We start from the raw sequence: 18273 nt of genomic DNA, 5'->3' as shown, positions 1-18273 counted from the left end.
GGAAAGTGTCGTACCCCCGGCGTAGCTTTCCGGCATGGTCACCGTCGACGACGTACGCGCGATCTGCCGCGATCTACCCCGCAGCAAGGAGCATCTGATCCGCGACCGGGTCAAGTTCCGGGTGGGCAGCATCGTCTATGTCGCGTTCTCCCGCGACGAGACGGTCATGGGCTTCGGCTTCCCCAAGGAGGAGCGGGCCGCGCTGGTCGCCGCCGAGCCGCGCACGTTCCACCTGCCCCGCGAGTCCGACATGCGGTTCAACTGGGTGCAGGCCTGGATGGCCGAGCTCGACGAGGAGCAGATGACCGAGCTGGTCCTCGACGCGTGGCGCATGGTCGTGCCCAAGAAGGTGTGGGCCGCCTACCTGCCGAGGCTGGCATGAGCCCCCCGTTTCCCGACGACCGAAGCCCGGTGGCTCGCGTCGCAGTGATCCCCGAACCCACGCACGTGTACTCTCCCGACGCCAACCCACCGGCGCGGCCGGTCCACGAGCGGCACAATCGGGGGACGCCATGCCGGAGGACGACGCACCCGGACCGCCAAGCATCCCAGCACAGCGCCCACCGTCGGAGGATGCCAAGGCGCCGCTGAACGCCGTCACACCGGCCGGCGTTGGTGCGCCGGCCGGTGGCGCCCTCGCGGACGCCGCGGGCGTGCCCGCCGCCGTCTTGCCGGCCGAGAGCGTCCCCGCACCGGCCGATGCCCCGCTCGCGCCCGCTTTCGTCGCTCAGGCCGATGCCGCGCTCGCGCCCGCTGTCGTCGCTCAGGCCGATGCCGCGGTCGCGCCTGCTTTCGTCGCTCAGGCCGATGCCGCGCTCGCGCCTGCTTTCGTCGCCCCCCTCGTGCCCGCTTCCGTCGCACCCCTCGTGCCCGCTTCCGTCGCACCCCTCGTGCCCGCTTCCGTCGCTCAGGCCGATGTCCCGCTCGCGCCTCCCGATGCTCCGCTCGCGCTTGCCGATGTCACGCTTCCGCCCGCCGACCACGCGCTTTTCCCGCCCGAGCCAACCAATTGGTTGCCCGCCGTGATGGCTGGGCACCCGGCACCCTACGCGCTCGGGGCCGGGCCCTCGGCGCTGCGCGTGAGCGAACCCGCGGTGGGCCCGGGCGGGCGGCTCGCGGCAGTGCGGATCATGCTTGCCGGGGCCGTTGCCGTTGCGGTGCTGGCCTCGATCGGGTTCATCTTCGGGGATGGGCGCGAACGATCCGCCCAGGCCGAAGGAGCGTCCAGCTCGGCGCGGCCCGGCTCGGTGGCGCCCGGATCGGGGGCGGCCGGCTTGGCGGGGCACGGCTCCGTGGCGCCCGGACTAGCAGGGCCGACCGGTGAGTATCGCTACCCGCCGGTTGCGGAGAGGCCGTTCGAGGCCGCGGCTCGGGAGCTGCAGCGGCACGGGGCCGCCCTTGTCGACGGGGACGAGGCCGGCTGGATGGCGGTCGTCGATCCGGGGAAGCCGGCCCTCGTGGCGCAGTACCGGGGACTCTTCCGGACACTCCGGGCGCTGGGGGTGACGCGCTTCTCGTACACGCCGGGCATCAGCGTCATCGACAAGAAGGACCCGTCGGCGTTCACGTTTCCGGCTCGGGTCGACTACTGCTTCGGGGCCGACACGTGCGGCGGGGGTGATCCGGCGGCCATCGGGCTCTCGCTCACGATGAAAAACCTTGGCGGCCGGTACGTGATCACGGCCGTCCGGGACCGTCCCGAGGCGGACAACCTCGGGCCCGTGCCCTGGCAGGACGGCAAGCTGCAGGTGGTCAAGGGGCAGCGGGTCGTCGTCGGGGCCGATGCGAGCGAAGCACCGTACCTGGCCCGGATCCTTCCGATCGCCGAGAAGGCGGCGGCCGCCGACGAGCCGTTCGCCGGCATGCTGCTCGCGCGGCAGAGCCGATACCGCGTGTTTCTCGCCGGCGAAGAGCAATGGCGGCGATGGTACGGCGGGAAGAACGACAAGTGGGTGATCGGATACGCCACCCCGATCAGTCAATACGGCTATGACGTGGTCTTGCGGGTGCGCCGCATCGAGTCGCCCACCGAGTTGCGGGTGACGTTGCAGCACGAGTTCGGCCACGTGATCACCCTGACCGGCACGACGACTTACCACGATCGCGACGAATGGCTGCGCGAGGGCGTCGCCGAGTACATCGGCTGGTCGCCGAAGCACGCCACCGACAGCTACCGCCGGCGCAGCGTCGAATGGTCGATCGCCGGCAAGCGCCCGGCGTCGATGATCCCGGCCCAGCCGCGCAGCGACGCCTCCGCCCGAGCCGGCGACGCGTATTACGGCCTGAGCCACTTCGCGGTCGACTGCCTGGCCCAGAAGTATGGGCAGCCGAAGATGTTGCGCTTCGTCCGGCTGGTCCTGCTGCGGGACGAGTCCTATGAGGACGCCGCGAGGGACGCTTTCGGGCAGCCGTTCGCGAAGGTGGACAAGGCCTGCGCCGCCTGGATCCGCCAGAAGGCCTGAACGACGGTAGGCAAGGGCGAACCGGCAGCAAGAGGCGCGGGCTTTGCACGCGGGCGGTCGCAGGCCGGGGCCGGGGCCGGCGCCGGGGCCGGGGCGGCCGGCGGGGGCGCAGGCCAGAGCGCAGGAGTGGCTGCGGGCGCGGGCGGGCGGAGGTGGCGGGGCGCGCGGAGGTGGCGGGCGCGCGGAGGTGGCGGGCGCGCGGAGGTGGCGGGCGCGGGCGGGGCATGGCCGGCGGGCGTGGGCGCCGGGCGTGGGTCGGCGGGTGCGGGCCGCCGTCATGACGGGGCCTGGGGTGGGCCGGCGGCTATCCGGGCCTCGATCTCGGCCATGCGGTCCGCCGAGTTGTGTGGCATCTCCCAGCGCGTCTCCATCCACCACGTGGCGCCGGCCTCGGCCCACGGCGCTACGGTCGCGCTGGCGGCTGCGCGGTCGTCGGGCGGCGTCTCGCCCTCGGCCAGGATGTCGAAGCCGGCGGGGGCGCCGTGCTCGGTGAGCCAGCGGCGGATGTCGCGCACCGCCGACGGGGACGGGTCGTGACCGGGGATGAGGCCGTCGCAGCGCAGCACCCGCCGCATCGACTTGGGGCGCGGCCAGACGCCGACCACCCAGATGGGGATGCGCTCCTGCACCGGTCGGGCCACTTCGCCGAGGTCGTCACGGTCCGTCACGTACGTGTAATGCTCGCCCTGATAGACCCGCGCCCCGGACCAGACCGCGCGGATCAGGTCGATGCCCTCGTCCATCATGGCGGCCCGCAAGCGCAGGTCGGTCGGCTCGCCGGTGACCGGCAGGTCGGTGGTGACGGCGCCGACGCCGATGCCGAGGACGGCCCGGCCGCCGGAGAGCTGATCGAGGGTGGCCACCTGACTCGCCACCTTCCACGGGCGGCGCCAGGGCAGCGGGGTCAGGATGGTGCCGAGGCGCACCCGCGTGGTGCGGGCCGCGATCGCGGAGAGCAGGGACCACGCGTCGATGCCGTAGGCCGCCTCCCACACGAAGACGCCGTCCCAACCGGACCGCTCGGCCAGGACCGCCTGGTCGAGCTGCTCGCGGGCGGTGCCGCCCGGGAGGATCACGCCGAACCGTAGGGTCATGCGTCCTTCGTAGCAGCACCCCCCGACACTTTCCGGCCGAGCCGCAGGAGGATCTCGGTGAGCGTGTCGGCCCCGGGCGGCACGGGCAGCGCCGGCGCGAAGGCGGGCGAGCCGGGCGGCACGGCGCGCGCCAGCGGGAGGGTCGCCTCGAGCACCTCCGGCGACGGCTCGAACGGCAGGCCGGCGGCGGTGGCCACGTCCCACCCGTGCACGACGTAGTCGACCAGATGGAAGCCGATCGCAAGCGAGCCCGGGAACGTGCGGACGGTGCTGATCTCGGGCAGCTCGAACTCACGGTTCAGCACATCGGGGTCGGCGAAGGCGTCGATCACCTGGTCACAACTGGCCAGATACGACCGTACGGGATCGGGAATCCGCGGGGTTGACCAATCGGCCGCCAAGCCCGCCGCGGCCAGCGCGAACCCGCGGTTCTGCACGGTCATGTGGGTGAGCAGCGCTGCCAGGTCCCACTCGGCGCAGGGCGTCGGCCGGGACAGATCGGCGGGGGTGAGCTGGGCGACGAGCCGCACGGTCTCCTTCACCGCGAGCGCGTCCAGGGAAATAATACTCATTCGCTTATCATCTACATGAGCTTACGGTTTCGCAAGAGTAGGAGGATGCCGGATGTGGAGAGCGACCGACCCGACCTGGGCGCGATGGTGCTGCGGCTGGGCCGCCGCCTGCTCGCCATGGAGCAGCCGATCCTGGAGCGCCACGGGGTGACCATGTGGGCGTACATCGTGCTGACCGCGCTGCGCGAGCGTCCGGCCCGCGCCCAGGCCGCGCTCGCCGCCTCGATCGGCGCCGACAAGACGCGGCTCATCCCGGTGCTCGATGACCTGCAGCGACGTGGTCTGATCGAGCGTGAGCCGGATCCCGCCGATCGCCGGGCCCGCCTGCTGGGGCTGACGCCGGCGGGGGAGGAGCTGCAGCGGGCCGTTCAGGCCGAGATCCGCCGCGGCGAAGAGGCGCTTCTGGGCGATACCGAAGACAAAGACCTCTTCATCCGTACGCTACGCGCGCTCAGCGGCTAAAGCTTCCTGCAGCCCCCGGGCCGCCAGCCGATCGGCCCGCTCGTTCTCCGGATGGCCGGCGTGGCCCTTGACCCAGTGCCACTGCACGTCGTGCCGGCGGACCGCCTCGTCGAGGCGCTGCCAGAGGTCCACGTTCTTGACCGGCTGCTTGGCCGAGGTCTGCCAGCCGTTCGCCTTCCACCGCGGCAGCCACTTCGTGATCCCGTCGCGCACGTAGATGCTGTCGGTGTAGAGCATGACCGTCATCGGCGCCCGGTTGAGCGCCTCGAGCGCGCTGATCGGGGCCAGCAGCTCCATCCGGTTGTTCGTGGTGGACTCGGCCGTACCGCCGCAGAGATCTTTTTCCCGGGTGCCGTAACGCAGCACCGCACCCCAGCCGCCGGGGCCGGGATTGGGCACGCAGGCCCCGTCGGTGTAGATCTCCACCACGCTCATGCGAGCACCTTACCGACCGTGATTTGCTCACCCTTCCGGTCATCCGGAGTGAGACCGGCCATGCCCGGTGCCGCCCTCAGCGGGGTGACAGCGAGTGGCACGTAAGGTGGCCGGGGCGGAAGGGGTCCACGAGTGAGTGACGGCGCGGTCGAGTGTCGGGACGTCGTCGTGCGCTACGGCGCCACGGTGGCCGTCGACGGAGTGTCGCTGACGGTGCCACGCGGCCGGGTGCTGGCCCTGCTCGGGCACAACGGCGCCGGCAAGACCAGCCTGCTGCAGGTGTGCGAGGGCTTCCGGCCGGCCGACGGCGGCGCGTGCACGGTCCTCGGCCTCGACCCGGTCCGGGACCACGACGAGCTCATGCCCCGGCTCGGCATCATGCTCCAGTCCGGCGGCATGTACCCGTGGGCGACCGCCGGCGAGCTCCTGCACCTCTTCGCGTCCTTCTCGGCGAACCCGATCGACCCCGGCTTCCTGATGGAGCGCCTCGGCCTGCACAAGTTCGCCAAGACCCGGTACCGCCGGCTCTCCGGCGGCGAGCAGCAGCGCCTGTCGCTGGCGGTGGCCCTGGTCGGCCGGCCCGAGCTGGTCTTCCTCGACGAGCCGACGGCCGGCATGGACACCGAGGCGCGCCACACCACCTGGGACCTGATCGAGGAGCTCACCCGCGACGGCGTGTCGGTCCTGCTCACGACCCACCTGCTCGACGAGGCCGAGCGCCTCGCCCACGACGTGGTGATCATGCGATCGGGCCGGGTGGCGGCAACCGGCACCCCGGCCGAGCTGACGGCCGCGGCGGGCATAGATCTCTTGGAGGTACGCGCGGAGCCGGCCCTGAAGCCGCAGCTGCCCGGCCTGAAGATCGCCGAGCGCAACCCCGGCGAGTACGAGATCACCGGCGCCCTCGACGCGGCCGCGATCGCCGACGTGCTGGCGTGGTTCGCCCGGGCCGGCGCCCAGGTCACCGCCGTGAACACCCGCCGGCGCACCCTCGAGGACGTATATCTGGCGCTGTCCAGCGACAAGGCGGGAGTCACCCGATGAGCACCTTCGCGCCGGCGCCCGCGCGCAACAGCACCAAGGCGATCCTCCGCAGCCAGGTCCGGATGGAGCTGACGCTGACCGCCCGGCGTGGCGAGGCCGTCGTGCTGGCCATGGGCGTACCGCTGCTGGTCCTGCTCGGCGCCGGCCTCACCAAGGTCACCAACGTCCCCGGGGGCGACCGCCTCGCGTACGTGGTCCCCGGCGTCCTCGCTCTCACCGTGATGTCCACCGCCTTCACCGGCCAGGCCATCACGACCGGTTACGAGCGCAGTTACGGCGTTCTGAAGCGACTGGGCGCGTCCCCGCTGAGCCGGCCCGGTCTGCTGTTCGCCAAGACCGCCGCCGTCCTGGCGCTGATCGTCGTGCAGTTGCTGGTGCTGGCCGCCGTCGGAATGGCCGTCGGCTGGCGCCCGCACGCCGGCCAGCTCCTCCCGGCGCTCGGCGTGACCGTGCTGGCCACCGCGGCGTACAGCGGTCTGGCCCTGTTGCTGGCCAGCGTCCTGAAGCCGGAGACGACGACCGGCCTGGCCACCTTGATCTACGTCCTGATGCTGGCGGCGGGCGGCATCATGTTCGCGGCGCCCAGCCAGATCTCCGAGTTCCTGCCGCTGGCCGCCCACGCCGAGGCCTTGCGGGCGACGCTGTCCCACGATCAGCCGGTGCCGCTGGGCTCGTGGGCGAGTCTGGCGGTGTGGGCAGCGGTGTGCCTGGTAGCGGCGGCGAAGAAGTTCCGCTGGGAGTGAGCAAGTCGCGTCGGGCTTGAACCGGGCGTCCAGCCGCTTTCCATGCGCGCGGCTCGGGCGGGCGTGCGGCCGCCTCTCCTTGCTTGCGGGTCGGGATGGGCAGATCTTGATGATTCCGTGCTCGCTGGCTGTACGAAGTCTTCAACGCTCTGCGTTCGAGGTCGCTGGAGCGCGCATACGTAAGCAGAGCGAAGCGGGCGGTCGCGCGATCGCGATGACTCGTTCGTGGCGGCCCGACGGCGCCGCCGCTCTCCACAGCGGCAGCTGTCAGCCGCTCTCTCCAGCCGCCGGGACCTGCAAGCCGCCTTCCACACCCCGGCCACCCCAGGAGCCGATCCCTCACCGCCGCTCAAGCCACCACCTTCCCCCCAGCCTGTCCATCGATCGGTGGACAACCGCTGACCGCCTCCCAGTCGTCCCGCTCACCACCCCCGAACCACCACCATCATTTGCATGAACGCCATCGAAGTCAGGGGACTTCGCAAGAGCTACCGCGGCCACGAAGCGGTCCGCGGCATCGACCTGAGCGTCACCCGCGGCGAGGTGTTCGCCCTTCTCGGGCCGAACGGCGCCGGCAAGACGACGACCGTGGAGATCCTCGAGGGGCATCGGCGGCGGGATCACGGGGAAGTGCGCGTGCTCGGCGGCGATCCCGGCACGGCCGGGCGGGGCTGGCGGGCCCGCATCGGGGTCGTTCTGCAGGATGCCGACGACGGTGCCGACCTGACCGTACGGGAGATGGTTCGGCACGTGGCCGGCTTCTACCCGGAACCGCGGCCGGCCGACGAGGTGATCGAGCTGGTCGGTCTCACCGAGAAGGCGGGCAGCAGGATCCGGCAGCTGTCCGGCGGGCAACGCCGGCGGGTGGACGTGGCGCTGGGCATCGTGGGGCGGCCCGAGCTGCTCTTTCTGGACGAGCCGACGACCGGGTTCGACCCGGCGGCCCGCCGGCGGTTCTGGGATCTGATCCGGGGCCTGGCCGCGGAAGGCACCACGATCCTGCTCACCACGCACTACCTGGAGGAGGCCGAAGCCCTGGCCGACCGGCTGGCGGTGCTCGCCGGGGGGCTCGTCGTGGCCGAGGGCACGCCGGCCACGCTCGGCGGGCGGGCCGGCCGCGGCGCCAAGGTCGGTTGGCGGGAGGTCGGCGTCGCGCGGAGCGAGCAGGTGGCCGACCCGACCGAGCTGATCACGCGGCTGGTCAAGGACGGCGCCGATCTCACCACGCTCACCGTCACCCGTCCCACGCTCGAGGACGTCTACCTCAACCTGATCGGAGCGACCCGATGACCACCACGATGATCCTGCCGTCGACGGTGAACGTGGGCTTGCGGCGGGGAGGGGTGGAGCTGCTCCAGTTCCGGCGGGACCGCACGGCGGTCGTCTTCACGTTCGCCTTTCCGGCGATGTTGCTGCTGCTGTTCGGCACGATCTTCGGCGACTCGTACGACGAGACCGGCGTCAGCGCGAGCCAGGTCTACTCGGCCAGCATGATCGCGTACGGGATCCTTTCCACCGCGTTCGTGACGATGGGCTCGGGCGTGGCGATGGATCGCGAGGACGGCACCCTGAAGCGCCTGCACGGCACGCCGATCACGCCGGCGGCGTACCTGCTCGGGAAGTTGATCCTGGTCTTGGTCCTGAGCGTGGCCGAGGCGGCGCTGCTGATCCTGGTCGGGGTGCTGGTCTTCGGCATGCCGGTGCCGGATGCGGCGCACTGGGTGACGTTCGCCTGGCTGTTCCTGCTGTCGACGTTCGCCTGCACCGCCTGCGGCATCGCGGTCAGCTCGATCGTCAAGCACGCCCGCACGGCCGGCGCGATCCTCAACGTCCCGGTGGTGGCGCTGCAGTTCATCTCCGGCGTCTTCATCCACCCGATCACCCAGCTGCCGTCCTGGCTGATCACGGTGGCGTCGTTCTTCCCGGTCAAATGGATGAGCCAGGGCTTCCGGTACGTGTTCCTGCCCGACCGCATGAAGCAGTTCGAGGCGGCCGGGCAGTGGGAGCTGGGCCGGACCGCCTTGGTGCTGGGCGCCTGGTGTGTGATCGGATTGGCGCTGTGCCTGGTGACGTTCCGCTGGACCGAGAAGGACCGATGACCGAAGCCCACATGCGGTATTCGCAGTGGTGGGACGTGTACTTCGGGGTGGTCGCGCTCGCGGTGGCCGGAGCGGTCCTGATCGGCGATCATCACGCGCTGTGGCGCCGGCTCGTCGCGGCCGGCGTCATCGGCGTGATGATCATCGTGCATCTCACGGTCGACCGCCGACAGATCCGGGTAAATCGGGAAAATCCGACGACGGCGATAGTCCATGTTGTCCTTTTTGCCATCGCGGTCACGCTTATCCCCTTCGCCACCTGGCTGCTGTTCGCGATGATCCCGCTGATCTTCCAACTGGTCGGCATGCGGGTCGCGATCGTGCTGGTCATTGTGGTCAACCTGGTAACACCAGCGGTCGATCTGTTCACGGCGCCGGAGATGTTGCGCTCCGACCTGATCATCGCGCTGATCTCCGCGGCGACCGGCATCTGGCTCGGCTTCTGGATCATCCGGGTGATCGAGCAGAACGTCGAGCGCGGCCAGTTGATCGCCGAGCTGGAGGCGAGCCGGGCCGAGGTGGCGCGCCTGTCGCACGAGGCGGGGGTGTCGGCCGAGCGGGCGCGCCTGGCCGGCGAGATCCACGACACGCTGGCCCAGGGCTTCACCAGCATCATCACGTTGCTCCAGGCCGCCGACCCGGCGCTGCGCGACGAGCGGCTGGCCCTCGCGGTCCGCACCGCGAAGGAAAACCTGGCCGAGTCGCGGGCCCTGGTGGCGGCTTTGGCGCCGGCCGCGCTGGCCGAGGGCTCACTTCCCGATTCCGTACGCCGGCAGGCCGCCCGCTTCTCGGCGGAGACCGGCACGCCGGCGACCGTCCGGGTGACCGGCGACGAGCGGGAGCTGCCGACCAAGGTCGAGGTCGTGCTGCTGCGCGCCGCCCAGGAGGCGCTGACCAACGTGCGCCGGCACGCGGGCGCCCACGAGGCGGCGGTGCTGCTCGCCTACGGCCCGGCGTCGGTGCGGCTCGTGGTCCGCGACGACGGCCACGGCTTCGACCCGGCGGCGGCCGACGGCTTCGGGCTCAACGGCATGCGCGCCCGCGCCGACCAGGTGGCGGGCTCGCTGACCGTGCTCAGCGACCCGGAGATGGGCACGACGATCGAGCTGGAGGTGCCGGCATGATCCGGATCATCCTGGTGGACGACCATCCGGTCGTACGGCATGGGCTGCGCGGCATGCTCGACGCCGAGCCCGACCTCACCGTGGTGGGCGAGGCCGGGTCGGGCGACGCCGGCGTGGCGCTGGCCGCCGCCGAGCAACCCGACATCGTGCTGATGGACCTGCGGATGCCGGACGGCGACGGCGTCTCGGCGACCGAGCGGATCCTCAAGAGCGTCCCCGGCACGAAGGTCATGGTGCTCACCACATACGAGTCGGACCGCGACATCCTGCGCGCGATCGAGGCCGGCGCCTGCGGTTACCTGCTCAAGGACGCGTCGCCGGCCGAGCTCGCCGACGCCGTGCGGGCCGCGGCCCGGGGCGAGACCGTGCTCGCGCCGAGCGTGGCGTCCACTTTGGTCCGTCAGGTGCGGCAGCCCGCGCCCCCCGCGTTGTCGGCCCGCGAGGCCGAGGTGTTGCGGCTGGTGGCGAGCGGGCTGACCAACGCCGACATCGGCAAGCGGCTGTTCATCTCGGAGGCCACCGTGAAGACCCACCTGCTGCGCGTCTTCAACAAGCTGGACGTGGCCGACCGCACCGCCGCGGTGACCACGGCGATGCGGCACGGCCTGCTGTAGCAGGCGTCAGCGCTCGCTGAACCGCTGCACGAACGCGAGCGCGGTGTTGGCGACCTCGAGCCAGCCCCTGTCGATGGTCAGCGAGTGCCCGCGGTCCGGGATCGAGGCGAACTCGGTGACCCCGCTGTTCTTCTGCTGGATCTTGTAGTTGGCCTCGACGATGGCCGGCGGGACGGTGTGGTCCTTGGCGCCGGAGATGATCAGAAGCGGGCCACGGTACGCGTTCTCGTGGTCGACCTTGACCTCGCTCCACGGGTTGAAGTTCGCCACGGCGCCCTGGAAGAGCGGCGCGCCCGGGGCCGGCACGGCGAACTGGTCGTACAGCTCGTGCGCCTCCTCCTCGCTGACCGCATTGGCGAAGGCGTACCGGAACTGCTCGTAGGTCAGCGGAATCGCCTTGCTGTAGTTGGCCGGGTTCTTCAGCACCGCCGAGGCGGCGCGCAGCGTCGAGATCGGCAGCGGCAGGACGCCCTGGAACGGCGCGGCGTCGATGGCCACGGTCGCGTTGGACAGGCCGCGCCCGGCGAGGATCTGCGCGAGCAGGCCGCCGAACGAGTGGCCGATCACGGCCGGCTGCTTGTCGAGCTTGCCGATCACCTCGGCGTAGTGGTCGGCGACCTGCCCGACCGTCTTGCCCGCGAACACCTCCGGATGCGCCTTGGCCTCCTCGACCGTCTCCGGGTCGTCGGGCCAGCCGGGGGAGATCGGGGCGTAGCCGGCCGCCTGGAAGACCTCGGCCCAGCGGTCCCAGCTACTCGGCAGCAGCCACAGTCCGTGGATGAAGACCACCGGGGTGAGGCCGGTGGCGTTGACCCGGTCGATGTCGTCGAGGGTGTGCTGCGGAATGACGGACATTGTGGAGTTCCCCCTAGGTCGTCAGCGCTTCGGAAATCAATCTAGGGAGCAAGCAGCCTTCGCCGATACGGCCGATCGACTTACTTCTTGTTACATCTGAGTTCACAGGAACCGCGAAGGATCGGCACAGGTCAGAGCCAAGCCCGCGCCCCACGATCGGTTGAGTGGTCAACGAAGGGGGAGCGACGGGATGAAGCGGGACACCGGACTGCGCAGGACGACGCTGCTCACCGGCGCCTTGGTCGCGGCAAGCCTGGCCGGGACGGCCGCCGTCGGCGTGGCCGCCTACGCCGCCGACTCGGGTTCGGGCGGGACCAGCGCGACGACCTCGGGAAGCGCGACGACCTCGGAGAGCTCGACGACCTCGGACGGCTCTTCGACGACGTCCGGCTCGAGCGGCGACCAGAGCGCCGGCACCTATCCGAGCCTGAGCGGCAGCAGCGACGGCGGCCAGGCCACCTCGGGAGGGTCGTGACATGCCACTCGTGGAGACCCTGCCGATCGGCGCCGACACCGCACAGTGGCCGGTCTGGGGCACGACCGCCCGGATCGTGGTCACCGACCCGGCCCGGCTGGCCGAGGCCACCGACCTGGTCGCGCGCGAGCTGGCGGCCGTGGACGCGGCGTGCAGCCGGTTCCGCGCCGACTCCGAGCTGCGGCGGGCGTGCCGGTCCGGCGGGCGGCCGGTGCCGGTCGGCCCGCTGCTCGCCCACCTGGTCGGCGCCGCCCTCGACGCGGCCCGGGAGACCGACGGCGCGGTCGACCCGACGGTGGGCGCGGCGCTGTGCGGGCTCGGCTACGACCGCGACTTCGCGGCGATCACCGGACGGGCGGTGGCGCCGGCGGTGCGGGTCTTCCCGACCCCCGACTGGCGAGCGGTGCGGCTCCAGACCGCGTCAACGACCGTCGGCGCGCCGGCCGGGCCCGGTGCGGTGCCGGCCGGGCTCGGCGGGGTGCTGACCGTGCCGGATGGGGTGCTGCTCGATCTGGGGGCGACGGCGAAGGCGGTGGCGGCCGACCGGGCCGCGGCCCGGGTGGCCGAGCGGCTCGACGTCGGCGTGCTGGTCGCGCTGGGCGGCGACATCGCGACCGCGGGGCGTGCCCCGGCGGGCGGTGCGTGGCGGGTGCTGGTGCAGGACCGGCCGGGCGACCCCGCGGCGACCGTACGCCTGCCGGCCGGCACCGCCCTCGCGACCTCCAGCACCGCGGGCCGCACCTGGGGCCGCCCCGGCGAGCTGCTGCACCACATCGTCGACCCGCGCACCGGCCGCCCGGCCGCGCCGGTCTGGCGCACGGTGTCGGTGGCCGCCTTCAGCTGCCTGCGGGCGAACACGCTGAGCACCGCGGCGATCGTCCGCGGGCACGCCGCCCCCGACCTGCTCGGCCGCGCGCCGAGCCGGCTGGTGACCCCGGGCCTCGACGTGCTCACGCGGGGCGGGTGGCCGTCGTGAGCGGCGGGCTGACGCGGGGCGGGTGGCCGTCGTGAGCGACGCGCTCTGGTACTTCGCCCGGGGCTCCGGCGTCGTCTCGCTCGTGCTGCTCACGGTCGTGGTCGCGCTCGGCATCGGCGCTCGGTCGGGGCGGCCGGCGTTCGGGCTGCCCCGGTTCGCGGTCTCGTTGCTGCATCGGAACGCGGCCCTCCTCGCGGTCGTATTCCTGGCCGGCCACGTGATCAGTCTGCTTTTCGACCCGTACGCGCAATTGCGAGTCCTTGATCTGGTCTTGCCGTTCGCCGGCAGTTACCGCCCGCTCTGGCAGGGGCTCGGGACGCTCGCCCTCGACCTGGTGCTCGCGCTGGTCGTCACGAGTCTGCTGCGGCACCGCCTCGGCGCCCGCACCTGGCGAATCGTGCACTGGCTGGCCTATCTGTGCTGGCCGGTGGCCCTGGCGCACGGGCTCGGCACCGGCACCGACCGCGCCGTCTGGTGGTTGTGGACGATCGCCCTGACCTGCGCGGCCGTCGTGGCCGCGGCCGTGATCTGGCGCATCTCCCCGTCGTTCGCCCGTTTCCCGGCCCGAGCCGAGCGCCGCATCGCCCCGCGCTTGCGGCCGCACCTCGAGGAGGTCTCCCGATGAGAGCGATCCATCCGGCGCGCATTTGTGAGCAGAGCGGGGAGGCCCTGCGATGATCAGCCGGACCGAGGCACCCAGCCGGCTCCTCGACGGCGACGGCACGCTGGACGGGCACCTCGGCCGGTACGGGCGCCTGCCGTCGCTGGACGCCGGCCAGATCATCGGCCTCGCCCGTGATTCGGGTCTGACCGGCCGGGGCGGCGCCGGCTTCCCGGTCGGGCGCAAGCTGAGCGCGGTGGCGGCGGCCCGGCGCTCGAAGACCGTGATCGCCAACGGCGCCGAGGGCGAGCCGGCCAGCGGCAAGGACCGCGCGCTGCTGCTTCGTCAGCCGAACCTGGTGCTGGACGGGCTGCAGCTCGCGGCCCGGGCGACCGGCGCCGCTCACGCCCACCTCTACGCGCCGGCCGGCGTGCTCCCGCGGCTGCGCGACCTGCTGGCGGCGCGCCGGGGTGCGGGCCTCGACGCGCTGCCGGTGGGGCTGCACGCGGCGCCGGATGCCTTCGTCGCGGGGGAGGAGACCGCCGTCGCCTCCTCGGTCGCCGGGCACGGCGCGGTCCCGGCCGACAAGCGGATCCGCCTGGTCGACACCGGCACCCTCGTGCAGAACGTGGAGACGCTCGCCCGCCTCGCGCTGATCGCCCGCCTCGGCGCCGGCTGGTTCCGCTCGGCCGGGACCGCCGAGGAGCCGGGCACGTTTCTCGCCACGGTCAGCGGCGCGGTGGCGCGGCCGGACGTGGTGGAGGCCGGCTACGGCGTTCCCCTCGGCGACCTGATCTCGGCGGCCGGGGGCGCGACCTCCCCCCTCCAGGCGGTGCTGGTCGGCGGATATCACGGCGGCTGGGTTCCGGCCGACCCGGCGCTACCGGTCAGCCGGCGGGCCCTCGAGCCGCTCGGCGCCTCGCCGGGTGCGGGCGTGATCGTCGCGCTCCCGGCCGATGTCTGCGGCCTCGTCGAAACCGCGCGGATCGCGAACTATCTGGCCGGCCAGGTCGCCGGCCAATGCGGGCCGTGCGTGAACGGGCTGCCCCGGATGGCGGCCACGCTCGCCGACCTGGCCGTCGGCCGCCCGCGGGCCGGGCTGCCGGGCGAGGTGGCGCGGCTGGCCGCCCTGGTCACCGGGCGCGGCGCCTGCCGGCACCCGGACGGCACGGGCCGGCTGGTGCTGACCGCGATGCGGGCGTTCGGGGCGGACGTGGCCGCGCATCTCGGCGGGCGGTGCCTGGCCACCGGAGCCGCGACGGAGGGCTGGCGATGAGTCGCTTGCACATCGACTGGACCGCCTGCGACGGCCGTGGAGTCTGCACCGAGCTGCTGGAGGAGCTGCTGGCCGAGGACGACTGGGGCTACCCGGTGGCGCGGGGCGGCCACCGCGAGCCGGCCGTGCCCCGCCCGCTGGAGGGCGCGGCACGGCAGGCCGTGGACCGCTGTCCGATGCTGGCGTTGCGCCTGGTCAGTGGTTGAGAGAGCCGGTTGCGCTCTTCGCTCTGGGCGTAACCGCCCGCACCTTCTCCGCCGGGCTGGCATGGTCCGTTCGGTCCACCCGAAGCGCGCGGGCTGCCGCGCGGCCGTCTTGCCCCGATTTAACCCGGAAAATTGCGTTCCGCCAGTAACGCTCATATTCGCCGGTTAGATTACGGAAGGCGCGACATCATGCCGGATCTTCGACATCCGGTGTTGGCGCTGCTCAGCCGGGTTTTCCGGCGCCCCGTTCCGCCCTCGTGTGCGGTACCCGAACAGGCAAACCCGCCGTAAGGCGGGGACGCAAAGCCAGGGGCCTCCCCCGACGGAGGCAGCCCAGCCGCCGAAGGAGAAAGAAAAGACATGCGCTATCCAGAAGCCCATGCGGCCAAGAGCGGCTCGGTCCCGTTCACGCTGCGTGGCAAGAAATCCGCGCGGACGCTGCTCGCCTCCGCTGTGGCCGGCTTCGTCGGCCTGGTGCCGACCTTCATGGCCACCCCGGCGATGGCCGCTCCGAGCACCAACGGCCTCATCGTGTCGACCGCCTCGGCCACCGAGGGCGACACCATGACCTTCACCATCCGCTGCACCAGCGGCGCGGACTGCGTCGGCGCGACGTACTCCATCGCCTACGACTTCGGCAGCCCCAGCACCGCCGACTCGACGGACGTCGCGGCGCTCACGCAGGCGCAGTCGAGCCTCACGTTCACGGCGGGCACGCTCGTGCAGACCATCGCCGTCAAGGCCGTCAACGACCAGGTCTACGAGGGCACCGAGAAGTTCACCCTCACCGCGGACGACGGCAACGGCGACACCGCGAGCGGCGTCGGAACGATCCTCGACGCCCAGCAGATGCCGTCCTACACGCTGTCCGCCTCGCCGGCCACGGTGACCGAGAACCGCGACGGCAGCACCGACGTGACGACCAACATCACCGCCACGCTCAGCGGCAAGTCGGCGACCGACACCGTCATCAACATGACCAGCGGTGGCGGCACGGCGACGGCGGACACCGACTACACGGCCGTGACCGGCCAGCTCACCGTCCCGGCCAACAGCCTGAAGAACACCGTGACGTTCCCGGTCACGGTCAAGAGCGACGGCACCAAGGACGCGGCCGACCTCGAGACGTTCAACGTCAACGGCACCGCGGTCAGCGGCGTCACGCCGAAGACAGCGTCGACGACGGTCAGCATCAAGGACGCCGAGACCACGCCGGTGGTGACGCTCTCGCAGAGTGCCGCAACCGGGGCCGAGGGCGACACGATCACCTACACGGTGACCGCCAACCCGCCGTCGGAGCTGCCGATCACGGTGAAGTGGAGCGCGGGCGACCCGACCACGCTGCCGACGGGCGACGACAAGGCCACCCCGGGCAGCGACTTCACGTACCCGACCGACCGTACCGTCACCATCCAGCCCGGATCGGCGACCGGCACGTTCGACGTCCCGCTCACCGCGGACAACCTCAACGAGAACACCGAGGCCTACGGCGTCACGATCTCCGACCCGACCAACGCCGTTCTCGGCGCGACCGTCAAGCGGGACACCGAGATCACCGACGCCGACCAGGCGCTGGTGCCGACCGTCACCGTCGACCCGACGTCGGTCACCGAGGGCAACAACGGCCGGCAGGCCCGCACCTTCACGGCGACCCTCAAGCCGGCCTCCGGCCGCGCGGTCACCGTCAACTGGGCCGCCGAGGCCTCCGGTGTGACCGCCAGCGACGCGACGGCGGGCGCCGACTTCGTGCTGAAGAGCGGCAAGCTGGTCTTCCCGGCCGGCACGACGAGCCAGACCTTCACGGTCGACGTCATGGGCGACACCCTCCACGAGGGCGACGAGACCTTCAACGTCACTCTCGGCCAGGCGCAGGGCGACACGTCCGCCGACGTCAGCAACTCGCCGGTCGCGGTCACGATCAAGGACGACGACCCGCTGCCGACGCTCTCGGTCGGCGACGCGAAGGTCAAGGAGGGTGACGACGGCACCACGCCGGTGCTGATCCCGATCAAGCTCAGCTCGCCGAGCAGCGAGCCGATCACGGTCGACATCAACGACAACACCAGCGGCGCGCAGCCCGGCGCCGCCGACTACACGGCGGTCACCCAGCAGGTGACCATCCCGGCCGGCAAGACCAGCGCGGACGCGGTGGTGCTGGTCTACGGTGACGGCCTCTACGAGTCGGACGAGGACGTCTCGCTGCAGGCGGCGGTCACCTCCGGCACCGTGTCGGGTGCGCAGTCGAAGAACGTCACGCTCACCATCCAGAACGACGACAAGCCGCCGGCGCTGAAGATCGACAACGTCACCGCCAAGGAGGGCGAGACCGCTCAGGTCACCGCCACCGTGACGGCCGGCTCGGAGAACGACGTCGTCTACAACATCTCGTTCGCCGGTGGGTCGGTGGGCGGCAGCAAGGCCGCCGACTCGTCCGACTTCACCAACCCCGGCACCCAGTCGGTCACCATCCCGGGTGGCACCGAGGCCGGGACCGTGATCCCGATCGCCGTGGTGCCGCTGCTGGAGGACAAGTCCGACGAGGGCAACGAGACGGTCATCGTCTCCGGCACCTCGCTCAGCGGGGTCGGCGCCGTCACGTCCGGTGCGATCGTCATCGGGACCGGCACCAGCAACCCGACGCCGACCGCGCTGACGCTCAACGTCGCGGCCAACGTCACCGGTGGCATCAACACGCCGATCTCCGGCAAGGCGACCGCCGGCGCGACCGTCGAGCTCTGGGGCGCGCCGATCTCGGCCGCCAACGCGGCGCTGGCCAAGCTGGCCACGACCACGGCCGGCGCGAACGGCGCGTTCACCTTCACCCGGACGCTGAGCCAGGGCTACCGCTTCGCGGTCCGGTCCGGCGACGAGACCACCGCCGAGAAGCGGGTCACGGTCACCCAGGCGCCGGTCTTCGTGGCCAGCTCCACCGCCAAGGGCGTCGTGAGCTTCGCGGTTCAGGGCACCCCGCGCGGCGCCGGCCAGTCGGTCATCGTCCAGCGCTGGGTCGGCGGCAAGTGGGTCAACGCCTGGAAGGGCACGACCGGCGCCAACAACCAGTGGCGGGCCACCGCGAAGCTGGCCTCCGGCACCGCCGTGGCGGTCCGGGCGTTCGTGGCCGGCTACACGCCGAACGGCCTGGCGGGCGGTTACTCCGACGTCAAGCGGTTCACGGTCAAGTAAGTAACACCTGACGGAACGAAGGCGGGGGCGGCCCACACGGGCCGCCCCCGTC

Annotated in this window: 19 protein-coding genes and 1 riboswitch; of the genes, 15 read left to right on the top strand and 4 right to left on the bottom strand. The window is 72.0% G+C overall.

The genetic code is table 11. From position 1 onward, the window contains the following. The first annotated feature begins 34 nt into the window (after positions 1 to 34). Together ACQP2F_RS37170 and ACQP2F_RS37165 are read left to right on the top strand one after the other, a co-directional pair. Entirely contained in the window at positions 35 to 382 is a 348-nt protein-coding gene (locus ACQP2F_RS37170) for an MmcQ/YjbR family DNA-binding protein (RefSeq protein ID WP_433295956.1), read from the top strand. Positions 383 to 512: 130 nt separating this feature from the next. Next, on the top strand, positions 513 to 2462 hold the full coding sequence (locus ACQP2F_RS37165; RefSeq protein WP_433295954.1) for a hypothetical protein: 1950 nt from the start codon (positions 513 to 515) through the stop codon (positions 2460 to 2462). A gap of 275 nt (positions 2463 to 2737) precedes the next feature. Here the strand turns inward: ACQP2F_RS37165 and ACQP2F_RS37160 are convergent, their stop codons facing one another. Both ACQP2F_RS37160 and ACQP2F_RS37155 read right to left on the bottom strand, forming a co-directional pair. Further along, entirely contained in the window at positions 2738 to 3556 is an 819-nt protein-coding gene (locus tag ACQP2F_RS37160) for an LLM class flavin-dependent oxidoreductase (protein ID WP_433295952.1), read from the bottom strand. Then, entirely contained in the window at positions 3553 to 4128 is a 576-nt protein-coding gene (locus ACQP2F_RS37155; RefSeq protein ID WP_433295950.1) for a TIGR03086 family metal-binding protein, read from the bottom strand. Before ACQP2F_RS37155 ends, ACQP2F_RS37160 begins: the two co-directional genes overlap by 4 nt. Before the next feature lie 45 nt (positions 4129 to 4173). Here ACQP2F_RS37155 and ACQP2F_RS37150 point away from each other — a divergent pair, with 45 nt between their 5' ends. Continuing rightward, positions 4174 to 4590 carry a MarR family winged helix-turn-helix transcriptional regulator gene (locus ACQP2F_RS37150; RefSeq protein WP_433295948.1) on the top strand — a complete coding sequence of 139 codons (417 nt, stop codon included), beginning with the start codon at positions 4174 to 4176 and terminating at the stop codon, positions 4588 to 4590. Here the strand turns inward: ACQP2F_RS37150 and rnhA are convergent. Then, the gene (gene rnhA / locus ACQP2F_RS37145) at positions 4570 to 5025 is read right to left on the bottom strand and encodes a ribonuclease HI (RefSeq protein WP_433295946.1); all 456 of its coding nucleotides are present in this window, start codon (positions 5023 to 5025) and stop codon (positions 4570 to 4572) included. The genes ACQP2F_RS37150 and rnhA overlap by 21 nt on opposite strands. A gap of 132 nt (positions 5026 to 5157) precedes the next feature. Between rnhA and ACQP2F_RS37140 the strand changes: the two genes are divergently transcribed. The 6 genes from ACQP2F_RS37140 (at position 5158) to ACQP2F_RS37115 (ending at position 10649) form a co-directional block, all read left to right on the top strand. Next, positions 5158 to 6069: an ATP-binding cassette domain-containing protein gene (locus ACQP2F_RS37140; protein WP_433295944.1), complete on the top strand. Its 912-nt coding sequence runs from the start codon at positions 5158 to 5160 to the stop codon at positions 6067 to 6069. Further along, the gene (locus ACQP2F_RS37135; RefSeq protein ID WP_433295941.1) at positions 6066 to 6812 is read left to right on the top strand and encodes an ABC transporter permease; all 747 of its coding nucleotides are present in this window, start codon (positions 6066 to 6068) and stop codon (positions 6810 to 6812) included. The genes ACQP2F_RS37140 and ACQP2F_RS37135 overlap by 4 nt, the downstream gene beginning before the upstream one ends. A 453-nt stretch (positions 6813 to 7265) precedes the next feature. After that, positions 7266 to 8102: an ABC transporter ATP-binding protein gene (locus ACQP2F_RS37130; RefSeq protein WP_433295939.1), complete on the top strand. Its 837-nt coding sequence runs from the start codon at positions 7266 to 7268 to the stop codon at positions 8100 to 8102. After that, on the top strand, positions 8099 to 8911 hold the full coding sequence (locus ACQP2F_RS37125) for an ABC transporter permease (protein ID WP_433295937.1): 813 nt from the start codon (positions 8099 to 8101) through the stop codon (positions 8909 to 8911). The genes ACQP2F_RS37130 and ACQP2F_RS37125 overlap by 4 nt, the downstream gene beginning before the upstream one ends. Beyond that, positions 8908 to 10035 carry a sensor histidine kinase gene (locus ACQP2F_RS37120; protein ID WP_433295935.1) on the top strand — a complete coding sequence of 376 codons (1128 nt, stop codon included), beginning with the start codon at positions 8908 to 8910 and terminating at the stop codon, positions 10033 to 10035. The genes ACQP2F_RS37125 and ACQP2F_RS37120 overlap by 4 nt, the downstream gene beginning before the upstream one ends. Further along, positions 10032 to 10649, top strand: a complete 618-nt coding sequence (locus ACQP2F_RS37115) for a response regulator (RefSeq protein ID WP_433295933.1) — start codon at positions 10032 to 10034, stop codon at positions 10647 to 10649. The genes ACQP2F_RS37120 and ACQP2F_RS37115 overlap by 4 nt, the downstream gene beginning before the upstream one ends. Positions 10650 to 10655: 6 nt before the next feature. Here ACQP2F_RS37115 and ACQP2F_RS37110 read toward each other — a convergent pair whose 3' ends face one another. Further along, positions 10656 to 11504 (bottom strand): alpha/beta hydrolase, encoded by an 849-nt coding sequence (locus ACQP2F_RS37110; RefSeq protein WP_433295931.1) that lies wholly within the window; start codon positions 11502 to 11504, stop codon positions 10656 to 10658. A 190-nt stretch (positions 11505 to 11694) separates the two neighbouring features. On the opposite strand from ACQP2F_RS37110, the gene ACQP2F_RS37105 reads away from it, so the two are divergent. The 6 genes from ACQP2F_RS37105 (at position 11695) to ACQP2F_RS37080 (ending at position 18221) form a co-directional block, all read left to right on the top strand. Beyond that, entirely contained in the window at positions 11695 to 11979 is a 285-nt protein-coding gene (locus ACQP2F_RS37105; RefSeq protein WP_433295929.1) for a hypothetical protein, read from the top strand. A gap of 1 nt (position 11980) precedes the next feature. Continuing rightward, complete coding sequence (locus tag ACQP2F_RS37100) at positions 11981 to 12955, top strand: FAD:protein FMN transferase (RefSeq protein WP_433295927.1); 975 nt, start codon at positions 11981 to 11983, stop codon at positions 12953 to 12955. Positions 12956 to 12986: 31 nt separating this feature from the next. Further along, positions 12987 to 13580, top strand: coding sequence for a ferric reductase-like transmembrane domain-containing protein (locus ACQP2F_RS37095; RefSeq protein ID WP_433295925.1), 594 nt, complete (start codon positions 12987 to 12989; stop codon positions 13578 to 13580). 49 nt (positions 13581 to 13629) lie between these two features. Further along, a complete protein-coding gene (locus ACQP2F_RS37090) occupies positions 13630 to 14832 on the top strand; it encodes an NADH-ubiquinone oxidoreductase-F iron-sulfur binding region domain-containing protein (RefSeq protein WP_433295923.1) in 1203 nt (400 codons plus the stop codon). Then, positions 14829 to 15038, top strand: coding sequence for a ferredoxin (locus tag ACQP2F_RS37085; RefSeq protein ID WP_433295921.1), 210 nt, complete (start codon positions 14829 to 14831; stop codon positions 15036 to 15038). The genes ACQP2F_RS37090 and ACQP2F_RS37085 overlap by 4 nt, the downstream gene beginning before the upstream one ends. A gap of 265 nt (positions 15039 to 15303) precedes the next feature. Then, positions 15304 to 15383, top strand: a riboswitch (cyclic di-GMP riboswitch). A gap of 15 nt (positions 15384 to 15398) precedes the next feature. After that, a complete protein-coding gene (locus ACQP2F_RS37080) occupies positions 15399 to 18221 on the top strand; it encodes a beta strand repeat-containing protein (protein ID WP_433295919.1) in 2823 nt (940 codons plus the stop codon). Positions 18222 to 18273 lie beyond the last annotated feature (52 nt).

The organism is Actinoplanes sp. CA-030573 (assembly GCF_050951115.1).
In the GTDB taxonomy this organism is placed as follows: Bacteria; Actinomycetota; Actinomycetes; order Mycobacteriales; family Micromonosporaceae; genus Actinoplanes.
This window is presented reverse-complemented; position numbering and strand designations above follow the sequence as displayed.